Source organism: Gilliamella sp. B2838 (assembly GCF_026536185.1).
Taxonomy (GTDB): domain Bacteria; phylum Pseudomonadota; class Gammaproteobacteria; order Enterobacterales; family Orbaceae; genus Gilliamella.
Map to the genome: position 1 here is coordinate 30,038 of NZ_JAFNOO010000009.1, position 15,341 is coordinate 45,378.

Consider the following 15,341-nt stretch of genomic DNA (forward strand, 5'->3'; position numbering starts at 1 on the left):
GCATAATGGCTAAACAATCAATGATTGAACGCGATAAGAAACGCGTAAAGCTAGCAGAAAGATATTTTGCGAAGCGTCAAGAATTAAAAGCGATTATCTCTGATCTTAATGCATCAGATGAAGATCGTTGGAATGCAGTGCTTAAATTGCAAACGCTTCCTCGTGATTCTAGTCCATCACGTCAACGTCGTCGTTGTCGTCAAACCGGTCGTCCTCATGGCGTCCTTCGTAAGTTTGGTTTAAGCCGTATTAAGGTCCGTGAGTCAGCCATGCGTGGTGAGATTCCAGGTCTTAAAAAGGCAAGTTGGTAATCAGGGGAGTGTTATAGATGAGCATGCAAGATCCTATAGCAGATATGTTGACCCGCATTCGTAACGGTCAAGCTGCGAATAAAGTTGCAGTCACCATGCCTTCCTCTAAGCTAAAAGTGGCAATTGCCAATGTGCTAAAAGAAGAAGGTTATATCGGGGACTATAAAGTAGTTGGTGACACTAAACCAGAATTGGAAATCACTTTAAAATATTTCCAAGGTAAGGCTGTTGTAGAAAGTATTAAACGTGTTAGCCGTCCAGGTCTACGTATTTATAAACGTAAAGACGAATTGCCAAAAGTAATGGCAGGATTAGGTATCGCAGTTATTTCTACTTCTAAAGGTGTTATGACTGATCGAGCAGCACGCCAAGCAGGTCTTGGTGGTGAAATTATCTGCTACGTAGCGTAAGGGAGAAAAAAATGTCTCGTGTTGCAAAAGCACCTGTCGTTGTTCCTGCTGGCGTAGAGGTAAAACTCAATGGTCAGGTAATTACGATTAAAGGTAAAAATGGCGAGTTATCTCGTACAATTAATAATGCTGTTGTTATTAATCAAGAAGAAGGTCAAATTAAATTTGCCCCTCGTGACGGCTTTGCGAATGCTTGGGCTCAAGCAGGTACAGCGCGCGCATTGATTAACTCAATGGTTATTGGTGTTACTGAAGGTTTTACTAAAAAACTTCAGCTAGTTGGTGTCGGTTATCGTGCACAAGTTAAAGGTAATGCAATTGGTCTATCTCTTGGATATTCACATCCAATTGAACATCAATTACCTAAAGGTGTAACAGCTGAATGTCCTTCTCAAACTGAAATCGTACTAAAAAGTGCTGATAAACAGTTAATTGGACAAGTAGCAGCAGATATCCGTGCTTATCGTCGTCCTGAACCTTATAAAGGTAAAGGTGTTCGTTACGCAGATGAAGTTGTGCGTACTAAAGAAGCTAAGAAAAAGTAAGGTAACACTATGGATAAGAAATCAGCTCGTATCCGTCGTGCAACTAAAGCGCGTCGTAAGATGCATGAACTACTTGCAACTCGCTTAGTAGTTCACCGTACTCCGCGTCATATTTATGCGCAGATTATCGCACCAAACGGATCAGAAGTACTGGCAGCCGCTTCTACATTAGAAAAAGCTATCAGTGAAAGTTTAAAATACACTGGAAACAAAGATGCAGCAGCAGCAGTTGGTAAAGCAATCGCAGAGCGTGCATTAGCGAAAGATATCAAAGAAGTTTCTTTTGATCGTTCAGGTTTCCAATATCATGGTCGAGTTCAGGCGCTAGCAGATGCTGCTCGCGAAGCTGGCCTACAGTTCTAAGGTAGGAGTTAAAGATGTCAAACATCGAAAAACAAGCTGGTGAACTGCAGGAAAAATTAATCGCAGTTAACCGAGTTTCTAAAACCGTAAAAGGTGGTCGTATTTTTAGTTTTTCTGCACTAACTGTTGTTGGTGACGGTAATGGCCGCGTAGGTTTTGGATATGGTAAAGCACGTGAAGTGCCAGCAGCAATCCAAAAAGCAATGGAAAAAGCACGTCGTAATATGATTAATGTTGCGTTAAACAACGATACTTTACAGCATCCGGTTAAAGGTGCTCATACAGGTTCTCGTGTTTATATGCAACCTGCATCAGAAGGTACTGGTATTATCGCCGGTGGTGCGATGCGTGCGGTATTAGAAGTTGCTGGTGTTCGTAACGTTCTAGCTAAAGCATATGGTTCTACAAACCCAATTAACGTGGTTCGTGCAACAATTGATGGCTTAGAAAACATGAAATCACCTGAAATGGTTGCTGCTAAGCGTGGTAAAACCGTCGAAGAAATTTTGGGGTAATTAGCCATGGCAAAGACAATTAAAATTACACAAACTCGTAGTTCTATTGGTCGTCTACCGAAGCATAAAGCAACGTTAGTAGGTTTAGGATTACGTCGTATTGGTCATACTGTTGAGCGCGAGGATACACCTGCGATTCGCGGTATGGTAAACCAAGTTTATTACATGGTTAAAGTAGAGGAGTAATAGTAATGCGTTTAAATACTTTATCTCCTGCTGAAGGTTCAAAGCATGCACCAAAACGTCTAGGTCGAGGAATCGGTTCTGGATTAGGTAAAACGGGTACTCGTGGTATCAAAGGTCAAAAATCTCGTTCAGGTGGCGGCGTTCGTCGTGGCTTTGAAGGTGGTCAAATGCCTTTATATCGTCGTTTACCAAAATTTGGTTTTACCTCACGTAAAGCTATGGTAACAGCACAAGTTCGTCTTTCAGATTTAATGAAAGTTGAAGGCGATGTTGTTGACTTAAATAGCTTAAAAGTTGCTAATGTGATTAATTCACAAATCGAATATGCTAAAATCATGTTATCTGGTGAAGTAACTAAACCAGTTACCGTTCGTGGTATTCGAGTAACGAAAGGTGCTAAAGCTGCAATTGAAGCTGCTGGCGGAAAAATTGAGGAATAATTAGAAAGATGGCAAAGCAACCAGGATTAGATTTTCAAAGTACTCGAGGCGGTAGTGGTGAGCTTAAAAGACGTTTAATATTTGTGCTTTTAGCGCTTATTGTTTTTCGTCTAGGTTCTTATATTCCGGTTCCTGGTATTGATACTAAAGCGTTATCGGACTTACTAGCACAAGCATCATCTAATGGTATTGTCGGTATGTTCAATATGTTCTCTGGTGGTGCTTTAAGCCGTGCTTCAATTTTCGCATTAGGGATAATGCCATATATTTCTGCATCGATTATCGTACAGTTATTAACAGCTATTAGCCCTAAACTCGCAGAATTGAAGAAAGAAGGTGAATCAGGTCGTAAGAAAATTAGCCAATACACTCGTTATGGCACTCTTGCTTTAGCGATTGTACAGGCAGTTGGTATTGCGACTGGTCTACCGAATATTCCTGATTATGGTCATGTTGTGATTAATCCAGGATTTTCTTTCTATTTTATTGCATCGGTTAGCTTAGTTACTGGCACTATGTTTCTTATGTGGTTGGGTGAACAGATCACGGAACGCGGTGTAGGTAATGGTATTTCAATCATTATCTTTGCGGGTATTGTGGCAGGTCTTCCCCATGCAATATATGAAACAATTGAACAAGCTCGTTCTGGTTCATTGCACCCAATTTTATTACTAGTAGTCGCCGCATTAGTAGTTGGTGTGACTTATTTTGTTGTGTTTGTTGAACGTGGTCAACGACGTATTGTCGTCAACTATGCGCAGCGTCAGCAAGGTCGTCGTGTGTATGCCGCACAAAGTACACATCTACCATTGAAAATTAATATGGCAGGTGTAATTCCGGCTATATTTGCTTCAACAATCGTTATGTTACCATCTATGATGGCTTCTTGGTTTCAAGGAGATGGTGAAGGTTGGAGATACATTATTGTTCTTATAGGTCAATATTTTTCTCATGATCAACCGTTATACATAATCTTTTTTGCAGCTGCGATTATTTTCTTCTGTTTCTTCTATACCGCATTGGTTTTCAACCCAAGAGAGACAGCAGATCAGTTAAAAAAATCTGGGGCATTTATTCCAGGTATCCGTCCAGGTGAACAAACATCGAAGTATATTGACAAGGTAATGACACGGTTAACGCTAATTGGCGCTATCTACATTACTTTTGTATGTTTGGTACCAATGTTTATGACAAGTGCAATGAAAGTTCCTGTCCAATTTGGTGGGACCTCTTTATTAATTGTGGTTGTTGTAATCATGGATTTTATGGCACAAGTACAGACTTTAATGATGCCAAATCGTTATGAGTCAGTGTTAAAGAAAGCGAACCTTAAAGGCTATGGCCGATAAGTTAGCCAGAAGTTACGGAGAAAAAAATGAAAGTTCGTGCTTCAGTCAAGAAATTATGCAGAAATTGTAAAATCATCAAACGCAATGGCATCGTTCGTGTTATTTGCATTGAAGGTAAGCATAAACAACGTCAAGGTTAATTTTATTTAACTGTAAAGTTGAACTTTTGCATATTTTACTTGCCAAAGTATAGTAAAGCTGGCTAGAATAGCCAGCCTAAATTTATTTGTAAACTTGCTGTTTGAGTATCCTGAAAACGGGCTTTTCAGTATAGTAAGTTTACTAACATTAACAATAAAGGAGTGCATAGTGGCCCGTATAGCAGGCATTAACATTCCTGATCAACAACATGCTGTAATTGCGTTACAAGCAATTTATGGAATTGGTAATACTCGCGCTAAGACAATTTGTGCTGAAGCCGGTATTCCTGAACATGTAAAGATCAGAGAACTATCTGAAGATCAGATTGAAAAGTTACGTGAACAAGTCGCTAAATTTACTGTTGAAGGTGATTTACGTCGTGAAGTAACTATGAGTATCAAGCGTTTATTAGACCTTGGTTGTTATCGTGGCATGCGTCACCGTCGTGGACTTCCTGTTCGTGGTCAACGCACTAAGACTAACGCTCGTACCCGTAAGGGACCGCGTAAGCCAATCAAGAAATAATTGAGGTGATAATAAATGGCAAAGACACCTGTTCGTACACGTAAACGTGTTAAAAAGCAAGTTTCTGATGGTGTAGCTCATATTCATGCATCATTTAACAATACAATCGTAACTATTACCGATCGTCAAGGTAATGCGTTGGGTTGGGCAACCGCTGGTGGTTCTGGTTTCCGTGGCTCTCGTAAGTCAACTCCGTTCGCAGCTCAAGTGGCCGCAGAGCGTTGTGCAGAAGCCGTAAAAGACTACGGAATTAAGAATCTAGAAGTTATGGTAAAAGGACCTGGTCCTGGTCGTGAGTCAACAATTCGTGCATTAAATGCTGCGGGTTATCGTATCACTAACATTACTGATGTTACTCCGATCCCTCATAACGGTTGTCGTCCACCAAAGAAACGTCGTGTTTAATTATTTATTAAACATCGAATGTTTATAGGATTATTGGAGAAATAAAATGGCAAGATATTTGGGACCAAAGCTCAAATTAAGTCGTCGTGAAGGTACTGATTTATTCCTTAAATCTGGTGTCCGAGCGGTTGACAGTAAATGTAAGTTAGAACAAGCGCCTGGACAACATGGTGCGCGTAAACCGCGTTTATCCGATTATGGTGTTCAGTTACGTGAAAAACAAAAAGTTAGACGTATTTATGGAATTTTAGAACGTCAATTCCGTAATTACTATAAAAATGCTGCGCGTATTAAAGGCAATACTGGTGAAAACCTACTTGGTCTTTTAGAACGTCGTTTAGATAACGTTGTTTATCGTATGGGATTTGGTGCAACTCGTGCTGAAGCTCGTCAGTTAGTTAGTCATAAAGCTGTTCTTGTTAATGGTCACGTTGTGAACATTGCGTCTTATCAAGTTTCGCCTGAAGATGTGATTAGTGTTCGTGAAAAATCAAAAAAACAAGCACGTATTAAAGCCGCTTTAGAGTTAGCTGAACAACGTGAAAAACCAACATGGTTAGAAGTTGATGCTAGCAAAATGGAAGGTGTATTCAAACGCTTACCAGAACGTTCAGATTTATCTGCTGACATCAACGAACATTTGATCGTCGAACTTTACTCTAAGTAAAGTTTAGCACTTAAGAGAGGACATAATGCAGGGTTCTGTAACAGAGTTTTTAAAACCTCACCTAGTTGATGTTGTTCAATACAGCCCAACTCATGCAAAAGTGACTTTAGAGCCACTTGAGCGTGGTTTTGGACATACTTTAGGTAATGCACTACGCCGCATTTTATTATCATCTATGCCGGGATATGCAGTAACCGAAGTTGAAATTGACGGTGTTCTGCATGAGTATAGTACTAAAGAAGGCGTTCAAGAAGATGTACTTGATATTCTGCTTAATTTGAAAAAATTAGCAGTACGTGTGCATACTAAAGATGATGTTATGCTGACTTTAAATAAATCAGGTATTGGTGCAGTTACTGCATCGGATATCACTCATGATGGTGATGTTGAAATTGTTAATCCTGATTTAGTAATTTGTCATCTTACTGATGCCAATGCTTCAATTAGTATGCGTATTCGTGTACAACGAGGACGTGGTTATGTCCCTGCTTCTGCTCGCGTTAAGTCAGAAGATGAAGAGCGACCAATTGGTCGTCTATTAGTTGATGCTTGTTATAGCCCAGTTGAGCGCATTGCATATTCTGTCGATGCGGCTCGTGTGGAACAACGTACCGATTTAGATAAACTGGTTATCGATATGGAAACCAATGGTACCATTGATCCAGAAGAATCTATTCGTCGTGCATCAACTATTTTGGCTGAACAACTTGAAGCTTTCGTTGATTTACGTGATGTACGTCAACCTGAAGTTAAAGAAGATAAACCGGAATTTGATCCGATTCTTCTACGTCCAGTAGATGATCTCGAATTAACTGTTCGGTCTGCTAATTGCTTAAAAGCAGAAGCAGTTCATTATATTGGTGATTTAGTACAACGTACCGAAGTTGAGCTACTTAAAACCCCTAATCTTGGTAAGAAATCGCTTACTGAAATTAAGGATGTGCTCGCTTCTCGTGGTTTATCTTTAGGCATGCGTCTTGAGAACTGGCCACCAGCAAGTATTGTTGAAGACTAAGATAAAATTTATATAAGAAGGATAAAGTTATGCGCCATCGTAAAAGTGGTCGTCAACTGAACCGAAATAGCAGCCATCGTCAAGCAATGTTTCGTAACATGACTAGTTCACTTGTTGAACATGAAATCATCAAAACTACATTGCCTAAAGCAAAAGAGTTGCGTCGTGTTGTTGAACCGTTAATTACGCTAGCCAAAAGCGATAGCGTAGCTAATCGCCGTTTGGCTTTTGCTCGTATCCGTGATAAAGATACAGTGAAAAAATTATTTTCAGATTTAGGTCCACGTTTTGCTACCCGTCCTGGTGGTTATGTACGTATTTTAAAATGTGGTTTCCGCGATGGAGATAATGCACCAATGGCTTATATTGAATTAGTTGATCGCCCTGCAGTAGAAGCAGAAGCAGCAGCTGAATAAAAAATTTAACTCATTGAGAACTAAAACCGGCAATTAAGCCGGTTTTTTATTGAGCTGAATTTAACTTTTATACCTTCATCTTTAATAAACAAACTTGATGATTTTAGACAACCACTATCGTAATGGTTGCTTTGATAAGTTTCCTAAACAAATAATTGGAATAAATTGTTTATAGTTTTCGATATTTTATCTGACATACAGTTGTTATATTGTTAGCTATACTAAAGTCGTTTTAATACTTCAATTAATTTCACGTAATTAAAATATATTAAGCTTACTGTCTGTTTTGTTGATTAATTTTAATTGTTCTTAAATAAAAATAGGTTAATTTCAAGGTCGTTTAATAATGTGGGGGTGGTGTTTCTTCTGCTAAGCTGGCAATATTAGATGACTGATTTGCTTGTATTTTTTGTGATAAAAGCATTAATTGTTCTTTTAATTTGCTAATATCAGCTTGTAGGTGCATGACCATCTGATTGAGTTCTTCAATGGTCATATCTTGAAATGCTACTTTGGTTTCTAATAATTCTAATCGTTGTTTCATAAGATCTTTAATAAGAGTGTGTAGGTAAAGATACATTGTAAGTAAAAATGGTTATTAAATCCATCCTCGTTCAGCAAATGACACATATTGTCCTTTACCTATCACAAGATGATCAAGAATCCGAATATCAATTAATTCACAAACTTGTTCAATCTTTTGTGTCAGGACGCGATCGGCTTGACTGGGCTCTGCAATACCAGAAGGGTGATTATGCGCTAGAATTAATGCAGCTGCATTATACTGTAATGCCTGTCTAGCAATTTCGCGTGGATGAACTTCTACACAGTTATAGGTACCAGTAAACATTTCTTCTGCAGTAATTACATGATTTTGGTTATCTAAAAAAATCACCATAAAAATTTCACGATCTTTGTTTGCTAATCGACTTGCTAAATAATGATGAGTTAAAGAAGGTGAAGTAAGGGAATTTTCTTTCATTATTTTCACTTTAAGATAGCGATGTGAAAGTTCGACAACCGCCTTTAGTTGTGTGTATTTGGCGGTACCTAAACCATGTTTTTTACAAAAATCACTGTGACTTGCATTAATTAAATTATAAAAAGAACCAAATTCATTTAATAATTTTTGTGATAATTCTAAAACAGGTATATTTCGCGTACCTGTACGTAAAAATAAGGCGAGCAATTCAGCATCACTTAATGTTTCAACCCCAAAACGTAAGAGTTTTTCACGAGGCATTAATGTTGGCGAGGGTGAGGACATAATTGGTAATTTATTCCAAAATAAGAATAAATTATTGATAAAAAGAAGGAAGTATAAAGGCCCAATTTAAAATTTTGGGAAATTAATCACAAAATACATGAATTCTTTACGAAAAAAAAGCGCCGACAGGCGCTTTTGTAATGAATTTTGTTCGGTGAATTAATGACAACCACAGCCACCATGACCACCGCCACAGCAACCTGTATCTTCATCTTCATCATCGTGGCCACCACAACCGCAACCACCATGTCCATGGTCGTGCCCGTGTGCACCGTGAATGTGTCCATGTGCTATCTCTTCTTCTGTTGCTTCACGAACCGCTAATACTTCAACATTAAATTGTAGATCTTGTCCTGCTAACATATGATTACCATCAATAGTCACTGTATCGCCATCAATAGCTGTGATTTCAACCGGTAATGAGCCATGGTCGGTATCAGCAAAAAAACGCATACCAACTTCTAATTCATCAACGCCTACAAAAACATCACGAGGAACGTTTTGTACTAAAGCATCGTTAAAATCTCCATAGGCATTGATGATTTCAACATCAAATTTATCACCAACTTGATGGCCTTCTAAGGCATTTTCAAGGTCTTGTAATAAGTTTCCTGCACCTTGTAAATATTCAAGTGGTGCAGCCGCTGTTGCTTCATCAACTAAAACCCCATCTTTTGTTCTAACGTGATAAGCTAAACTAACCACCGTGTTTTTTGCTATTTTCATATTTTCTCCAACAAACTTGTATTGCACAAATTGGCATAGATTTTAACGGAAAAAACTCCATCTGTATGCTATTTTCTTAAGTTTATTACAAATCACTATGTTTAAGATGAAACTAAATAAGGTTTTTATAAAAAATTAATTTATCAAAATTTACGTTATTGCTAAATTGGTTATTTTATATGGCCTTGTAAAAATCTTATTTACCTTAACTGTATATGACAGTAAATTATAGTGTATTAGGAAATGATGATTCGAATTTGTAGACTTAAATCAGAAGGTTGCAATCAGTTAAATTTACGATATAGAAAATAACGGGTAGGTATCACAATGTTAAATGTTAATGAATATTTTGATGGTAAAGTTAAATCAATTAGTTTTGAAAATGCTTCGGCTGGTTCTGCTTCTGTTGGTGTAATGTTACCGGGCGAATATATTTTTAGTACTATCAATCCTGAAGAAATGACAGTTATAACGGGTTCGCTTAAGGTGTTACTACCTACAGCCGATGATTGGCAAGTTTTCCAAGCAGGACAAGTTTTTCATGTTGCTGGTGAAAGCAAATTTGATGTTCAGGTTGTTGAAGCGACAGCTTATCTTTGTCGTTATTTAGCAAATTAATAAGGCTATTTTAATTTATTATGGCTTTAAGATAATTAAACATTAATTAATGCCTAAAACGATACTCCCACCAATGGTGGTGGGAGTATTTTAGCGTTTTTATAACTGAATCGATAACTTATTTAAGTTCTAACTCATTCATCGCCGCGATGCTAAAGCCACCATCCACATGGATGACTTCACCCGTAATGCCTGACGATAAATTTGAACATAAGAATGCTGCTGAATTACCGACATCTTCAATCGTTACTGTACGACGAATAGGCGTTACTGATTCACAATGTGATAACATCTTTTTAAAGTCTTTAATGCCTGATGCGGCTAAAGTACGAATAGGGCCAGCAGAAATTGCATTGACACGAATACCTTCAGGTCCCATTGCATTTGCCATATAACGTACATTTGCTTCTAAAGATGCTTTAGCAAGACCCATAACATTATAATTAGGAATTGCACGTTCAGCGCCTAAATAAGAAAGCGTGACTAATGCTGAGTTAGGATTTAGCATTGAACGACAAGCTTTAGCCATCGCAACAAAGCTATAAGAGCTAATATCATGCGCAATGGCAAAACCTTCACGCGTTACCGCATTAACATAATCACCATCTAATTGATCACCTGGTGCGAAGGCGATTGCATGAACAAAACCATCGAATTTATCCCAAGTTTTAGCTAGCTCTGTAAATAATGTTGTGATGCTTTCATCATGCGCGACATCACAAGGTAAAACGATTTTAGAATTAAAATCAGCAGCAAACTCTTCAACACGGCCTTTTAATTTTTCGCTTTGATAAGTAAAAGCTAATTCTGCGCCTTCACGGTGCATCGCTTTTGCAATACCGTAAGCAATAGAACGATTACTTGCAACGCCGGTAACCAGTATGCGTTTACCTGTTAAAAATCCCATAAATTGTTCCTCTAATATTTATTACTCTATATTTTAGAATGCTGATGATTATATGTTGATATAGTTAACTTCGCTACTATAAATTTATTTTTCCTGATTTAAACATCATTTTATTTATAAAAAGTAAGTTGTTTATTGGGTTAATACTTGACTATAATAATCAACTATTAGATAGCATTGTTGGTACTTCGTGATGAAAGATAAAGATTTAGTTTGCTACAAAACGTTTCCTGTTTGGGATGCAAAAACGTTACCCGATTTGTTTCGTGAAAAACATAATACACAACTAGGTACTTGGGCAAAATTAAACATTATAAAAGGTCATATCAATTTTGATATGTTAACCGAGCAAGGCGATATCGTTTCTCAATATGTTTTTGATGTTGAGCATCAGCCTCCATTTATTGAGCCTCAGCAATGGCATCGAATAGCTCAAGTTTCAGATGATTTGCAGTGCCAGTTGGCTTTTTATTGTCAACCTGAGGATTATAGCCAAAAAAAATATCAGATGACTAAAACCCATTCTGACGTGTTGGAAGTCTGTCAAATCATTCAGGTCGGAAAAGCGCTAGATTTAGGTTGTGGTTCAGGTCGTAATTCACTCTATCTACAGCTACTTGGTTTTGATGTTGATGCTGTTGATAAGTCAGAAATGAGTATTAGTAATTTACAAGAAATTATTGCAAACGATCATTTATCGCATATCAATGCATCTATTTATGATATTAACCAGGCTAATTTAAAAGGTAACTACGATTTAATTATTTCAACTGTTGTAATGATGTTTTTACAACCAGATAGAATTCCCGATATCATTCATAATATGCAAAACATAACTAAAACGGGTGGTTATAATTTAATTGTTTGCGCTATGTCAACTGATGATTTTCCTTGCACTGTAGGATTTTCGTTTACGTTTAAAGAGAATGAGTTACTTAATTATTATCAAAATTGGGACATCCTAAAATACAATGAAGATGTTGGCGAACTGCATAAAACGGATATCCATGGCAACCGAATAAAGCTCCGCTTTGCGACGCTGTTAGCCAAAAAACGATAATATTACAGGAATTTATCCTGTAATATCTTTTTAACTATTTCCCCAGTATCTTACCTACTTCAAACCATGCTTTGCGAGAGTTCAATAGATCTTGAGCTGACATCGGTTTTTTACCTGCGGGTTGTAAAAGTGTCATATTTAATGCGCCATCACTTGTTGCAATACATATCCCTTTTTTATCCGCTTGTAAAATAGTACCAACAGGTTGATTGTTGGATGTTTTTATCACTTCTGCTTGCCATACCTTTACTGGCTCGCCATTAACGTCAAAATAACTCACAGGCCAAGGATTAAAGGCGCGAATGCAACGTTCAAGTTGCTGTGCCGATAGGTTCCAATCAAGTTTAGCTTCTTGTTTAGATAATTTTTCAGCGTAAGTAACCTGTGATGGATCTTGTTTTTCGGGTTGGATTTTTCCTTCAGAAATGAGCGTTAAGGTATCAAGTAGCCCTTGTGGACCTAATTGTGCCAGCTTGTTATATAACGTTGCACTGGTATCAGAAGGTTCAATTGGACAGGTGAGCTTATATAACATATCACCCGTATCAAGCCCGGCATCCATTTGCATAATTGTGATACCGGTTAAAGTATCACCCGCCCAACAAGCGCGTTGAATAGGGGCGGCGCCGCGCCATCTTGGTAATAATGAACCATGCACATTTAAACAACCTAGTTTAGGCATATTAAGCACAGCTTGCGGTAAAATAAGACCATATGCCACCACAATCATAATGTCGGCATTGAGCTCAGCAATGATTTTTTGATTTTCTTCAGTTTTGAGTGTAGCTGGTTGATAAACCGGAAGATGATTTTCGATGGCTAATTGTTTAACCGGACTTGCCGTTAACTTATTACCACGCCCAGCAGGACGATCGGGCTGAGTAAAAACAGCTATCACATTATGTTTCGCTTCGATTAAAGCTTGTAGGTGTTTGGCTGCAAAATCAGGGGTACCTGCAAAAATAATGTTTAATGGCTTGATATTTTGTGGCATGTATCTTTATCCATAATCAGAAAATAATGAGTGGCATTATAACTGAAATTTTCTTGAGAATCTTTAAACAGAAAGGCGCTTAATTGATAATTAGCGCCTTTGCTTCAAGATAGAGAATAAGTAAAAATTTTATAAAGGTAGATTTCGTTTAATCATACATTCTTTAAAAACTTCAAAAACTTTTTGATTTAATTTCTTACCGTATTTATAGTAAATACCATAATTAAAAAATGTCCAAAAAACACTGTCTTTATATTTTTTGGTCATATTATAACGGCGCATCAGTGTGGCATCACTCATTTTGCCAGATTCAACTTGTTTTATAGTTCTATAACATTGAAACTTAGCCAGTAATCCGATAAAAGTCAGTAAACCGATAATAATCGCGGCTGCAACCGCTAGAGCTAAAATAGTTTGTAGAAAATTCATCATTTTTTAATTCTCCTATTCATTAATTTCGTGAAGTATGTATTAATATTATCAGTTATCAATCATTATAGCCGTTAAGCTTTAAAACGGGAAGAATATTGGCACTAAAGCAATATCAACCGCCATCACTAAAAAGGTTAATGGTACGCCAACTTTAACAAAATCACTAAAACTATACCCCCCAGGCGCAACTACCATCGTTTTAACTGGCGAAGAAACGGGTGTGATAAACGACGCAGAGGTTGCGATGGCAACAGTCATAGCGAATGGATAAGGGGAATAACCAAATTTTAAGGCTAAATCAATCGCAATTGGCGCGATTAATATGGCGGTCGCTGTATTAGAAATAAATAATCCGACAATTGAACATAATAAAAAAACAAAGGTAAGTACCATATATGGACCAAAAGATCGTAAATGGACTTCAAGCCAAGCCGAAATGAGAGATATACCACCAGTTTTATTTAGTGCTAATGCAAAAGGCATCATCCCTATAATTAAAATTAATGTTGGCCAGTGTATTGACTTGTAGGCATTAGTCATATCAATGCATTTTGTTGCGCCCATTAATAAACAGGCAATAAGTGCTGCAACAACATTTGGCACAATACCGGTTACCATTAATATAATCATGATAGCTAAATTAATTAAGGCAGCATAAGCTTGTGAGCTTGCTGGAGCAATGTCATCGATATCGGAAGGATAATCGAGTACTACAAAATCACTGGTACGGGTTTGTAGTTTTTGAATTGATCCCCAATCTCCACAGACTAACAGGGTATCACTCATTTCTAATCGTTCTTGGAATAAGTTATTAGTTTCAACAGGAGCATGATTGCGCCAAATACCGATTACGGTCAAAAAATATTTACTACGAAAATCGATTTCATTAAGTGTTTTACCACATAAGCTTGATTCCGGTAATAAGGCAACTTCAGCCATACCGACCTCTTTAACTTGTTCTGAAAAATATTCACCACGCAATACCTTAGGTTCAAGATTATTGGTATTTAGAAAAGTACGATAGTCAGCTTCGGAGTGTGACATATCAAGCAGTAATATATCGTTTTCTCTAAATTCCGTTGAACCATTGACGGGAATAAGAACCTTTTGGAATTTACGCCAACGTTCAATACCAATAACATTTACGCCATGTTCACTACGCAAGTGTAGGCCATCGATGGTTCGACCAACAAAAGGTGAACCCGCTAAAATTTGCGCACGATGTGCTCGACCAATTAATTTATAGTCACGAATCAAATCCGTAATTCGTCGTCTTTGCGGTTGAATTGTTGTTGGCGCAAGCTGATCTGCGGTAAGCAACCAGTTACGAGTTAATACACAGTAAATAAGACCAACAAACAATACGCCTAAACCTATTGGCGTAATTGAGAAAAAACCAAACTCAGTTAATTTAAAATGGCTAAGTTCACTATTTACGACTAAATTTGGTGCAGTTGCAACTAAAGTCATCATACCGCTAATAAGAGCGGCAATACAAAGTGGCATCATCAATTTTTTGACATGAATACCCGTATGATTGGCAATACTGATAGCAACCGGAATAAAAATCGCAACTACGCCAGTAGAACTCATTATTGAACCGAGTAGAGCAGAGCCCAGCATAATATAAATGATGATACGAATATCGTTCTTACCCGCTATTTTTAGGATATATTCACTCATTTTAAACGATATACCGGTTCTAACTAGGCTTTCACCAATGATAAATAATAATGCAATAAGAACGATATTGGGATCGCTAAATCCGGCTAATGCTTCAGATGGTGTTAATATACCTGTAATGGTAATAGCGGTAATTGTCAGTATCGCTATTATGTCCATTCTCAATTTACTAAACGAAAATAGTAAAATTGCGATCAATAACAATATACAAATAATTAATAATGGAAAATATTGGGATAAATAATCAGGTAACAGAGCAGAAATTGATGATATTAACCCATGCTCAGATGACAATTGTTTCACAAAAGCAACTCTATGAAGTAAATACTATGTTAAACATAATACATTGATTTATTGTAATAGGGA

23 protein-coding genes are annotated in these 15,341 nt (G+C 37.4%); 16 read left to right on the plus strand and 7 right to left on the minus strand.

The window, feature by feature from the left end; all coding sequences use genetic code 11:
• Positions 1-5: 5 nt before the first annotated feature.
• The 14 genes from rpsN (at position 6) to rplQ (ending at position 7,288) form a co-directional block, all read left to right on the plus strand.
• Entirely contained in the window at positions 6-311 is a 306-nt protein-coding gene (rpsN, locus tag J3U63_RS09915) for a 30S ribosomal protein S14 (protein ID WP_065634459.1), read from the plus strand.
• A 17-nt stretch (positions 312-328) separates the two neighbouring features.
• Positions 329-721 (plus strand): 30S ribosomal protein S8, encoded by a 393-nt coding sequence (rpsH, locus tag J3U63_RS09920; RefSeq protein ID WP_034884228.1) that lies wholly within the window; start codon positions 329-331, stop codon positions 719-721.
• Positions 722-732: 11 nt separating this feature from the next.
• A complete protein-coding gene (gene rplF / locus J3U63_RS09925) occupies positions 733-1,266 on the plus strand; it encodes a 50S ribosomal protein L6 (protein WP_267333932.1) in 534 nt (177 codons plus the stop codon).
• Between the two features lie 9 nt (positions 1,267-1,275).
• Positions 1,276-1,629, plus strand: coding sequence for a 50S ribosomal protein L18 (gene rplR, locus J3U63_RS09930; protein WP_025314398.1), 354 nt, complete (start codon positions 1,276-1,278; stop codon positions 1,627-1,629).
• A 14-nt stretch (positions 1,630-1,643) separates the two neighbouring features.
• On the plus strand, positions 1,644-2,144 hold the full coding sequence (gene rpsE / locus J3U63_RS09935; protein WP_025314399.1) for a 30S ribosomal protein S5: 501 nt from the start codon (positions 1,644-1,646) through the stop codon (positions 2,142-2,144).
• A 6-nt stretch (positions 2,145-2,150) separates the two neighbouring features.
• Positions 2,151-2,330, plus strand: coding sequence for a 50S ribosomal protein L30 (gene rpmD / locus J3U63_RS09940; protein ID WP_025314400.1), 180 nt, complete (start codon positions 2,151-2,153; stop codon positions 2,328-2,330).
• Between the two features lie 5 nt (positions 2,331-2,335).
• The gene (rplO, locus tag J3U63_RS09945) at positions 2,336-2,770 is read left to right on the plus strand and encodes a 50S ribosomal protein L15 (protein WP_065634461.1); all 435 of its coding nucleotides are present in this window, start codon (positions 2,336-2,338) and stop codon (positions 2,768-2,770) included.
• 8 nt (positions 2,771-2,778) lie between these two features.
• Positions 2,779-4,119, plus strand: a complete 1,341-nt coding sequence (gene secY / locus J3U63_RS09950; protein ID WP_267371402.1) for a preprotein translocase subunit SecY — start codon at positions 2,779-2,781, stop codon at positions 4,117-4,119.
• A 26-nt stretch (positions 4,120-4,145) separates the two neighbouring features.
• On the plus strand, positions 4,146-4,259 hold the full coding sequence (gene rpmJ, locus J3U63_RS09955) for a 50S ribosomal protein L36 (protein ID WP_034884218.1): 114 nt from the start codon (positions 4,146-4,148) through the stop codon (positions 4,257-4,259).
• Positions 4,260-4,428: 169 nt separating this feature from the next.
• On the plus strand, positions 4,429-4,785 hold the full coding sequence (gene rpsM, locus J3U63_RS09960) for a 30S ribosomal protein S13 (RefSeq protein ID WP_025314404.1): 357 nt from the start codon (positions 4,429-4,431) through the stop codon (positions 4,783-4,785).
• 15 nt (positions 4,786-4,800) lie between these two features.
• A complete protein-coding gene (gene rpsK, locus J3U63_RS09965; protein ID WP_034948028.1) occupies positions 4,801-5,190 on the plus strand; it encodes a 30S ribosomal protein S11 in 390 nt (129 codons plus the stop codon).
• A 46-nt stretch (positions 5,191-5,236) separates the two neighbouring features.
• Positions 5,237-5,857 (plus strand): 30S ribosomal protein S4, encoded by a 621-nt coding sequence (gene rpsD, locus J3U63_RS09970; protein ID WP_065558591.1) that lies wholly within the window; start codon positions 5,237-5,239, stop codon positions 5,855-5,857.
• A 25-nt stretch (positions 5,858-5,882) separates the two neighbouring features.
• Entirely contained in the window at positions 5,883-6,872 is a 990-nt protein-coding gene (locus J3U63_RS09975; protein WP_065634463.1) for a DNA-directed RNA polymerase subunit alpha, read from the plus strand.
• Positions 6,873-6,901: 29 nt separating this feature from the next.
• On the plus strand, positions 6,902-7,288 hold the full coding sequence (gene rplQ, locus J3U63_RS09980; RefSeq protein ID WP_034884211.1) for a 50S ribosomal protein L17: 387 nt from the start codon (positions 6,902-6,904) through the stop codon (positions 7,286-7,288).
• Between the two features lie 340 nt (positions 7,289-7,628).
• On the opposite strand, the gene J3U63_RS09985 is transcribed toward rplQ, so the two are convergent.
• The 3 genes from J3U63_RS09985 to slyD form a co-directional block, all read right to left on the minus strand.
• On the minus strand, positions 7,629-7,832 hold the full coding sequence (locus J3U63_RS09985; protein WP_416379596.1) for a SlyX family protein: 204 nt from the start codon (positions 7,830-7,832) through the stop codon (positions 7,629-7,631).
• 54 nt (positions 7,833-7,886) lie between these two features.
• Positions 7,887-8,555, minus strand: coding sequence for a RadC family protein (gene radC, locus J3U63_RS09990; protein WP_267344398.1), 669 nt, complete (start codon positions 8,553-8,555; stop codon positions 7,887-7,889).
• Between the two features lie 159 nt (positions 8,556-8,714).
• The gene (gene slyD, locus J3U63_RS09995) at positions 8,715-9,281 is read right to left on the minus strand and encodes a peptidylprolyl isomerase (protein ID WP_267371404.1); all 567 of its coding nucleotides are present in this window, start codon (positions 9,279-9,281) and stop codon (positions 8,715-8,717) included.
• Between the two features lie 327 nt (positions 9,282-9,608).
• Between slyD and ppnP the strand changes: the two genes are divergently transcribed.
• Positions 9,609-9,899, plus strand: coding sequence for a pyrimidine/purine nucleoside phosphorylase (gene ppnP, locus J3U63_RS10000; RefSeq protein WP_065634467.1), 291 nt, complete (start codon positions 9,609-9,611; stop codon positions 9,897-9,899).
• Positions 9,900-10,017: 118 nt separating this feature from the next.
• Here the strand turns inward: ppnP and fabI are convergent, their stop codons facing one another.
• A complete protein-coding gene (gene fabI / locus J3U63_RS10005) occupies positions 10,018-10,806 on the minus strand; it encodes an enoyl-ACP reductase FabI (RefSeq protein ID WP_267333928.1) in 789 nt (262 codons plus the stop codon).
• A gap of 193 nt (positions 10,807-10,999) precedes the next feature.
• On the opposite strand from fabI, the gene tehB reads away from it, so the two are divergent.
• A complete protein-coding gene (tehB, locus tag J3U63_RS10010) occupies positions 11,000-11,866 on the plus strand; it encodes an SAM-dependent methyltransferase TehB (RefSeq protein WP_267371407.1) in 867 nt (288 codons plus the stop codon).
• A gap of 34 nt (positions 11,867-11,900) precedes the next feature.
• Here tehB and fmt read toward each other — a convergent pair whose 3' ends face one another.
• From fmt to J3U63_RS10025, 3 genes are all read right to left on the minus strand, one after another.
• Complete coding sequence (gene fmt, locus J3U63_RS10015; protein ID WP_267371409.1) at positions 11,901-12,860, minus strand: methionyl-tRNA formyltransferase; 960 nt, start codon at positions 12,858-12,860, stop codon at positions 11,901-11,903.
• A gap of 129 nt (positions 12,861-12,989) precedes the next feature.
• On the minus strand, positions 12,990-13,292 hold the full coding sequence (locus tag J3U63_RS10020; protein WP_065634471.1) for a hypothetical protein: 303 nt from the start codon (positions 13,290-13,292) through the stop codon (positions 12,990-12,992).
• Between the two features lie 78 nt (positions 13,293-13,370).
• Entirely contained in the window at positions 13,371-15,188 is a 1,818-nt protein-coding gene (locus J3U63_RS10025; RefSeq protein ID WP_369126357.1) for an SLC13 family permease, read from the minus strand.
• Positions 15,189-15,341: the final 153 nt, after the last annotated feature.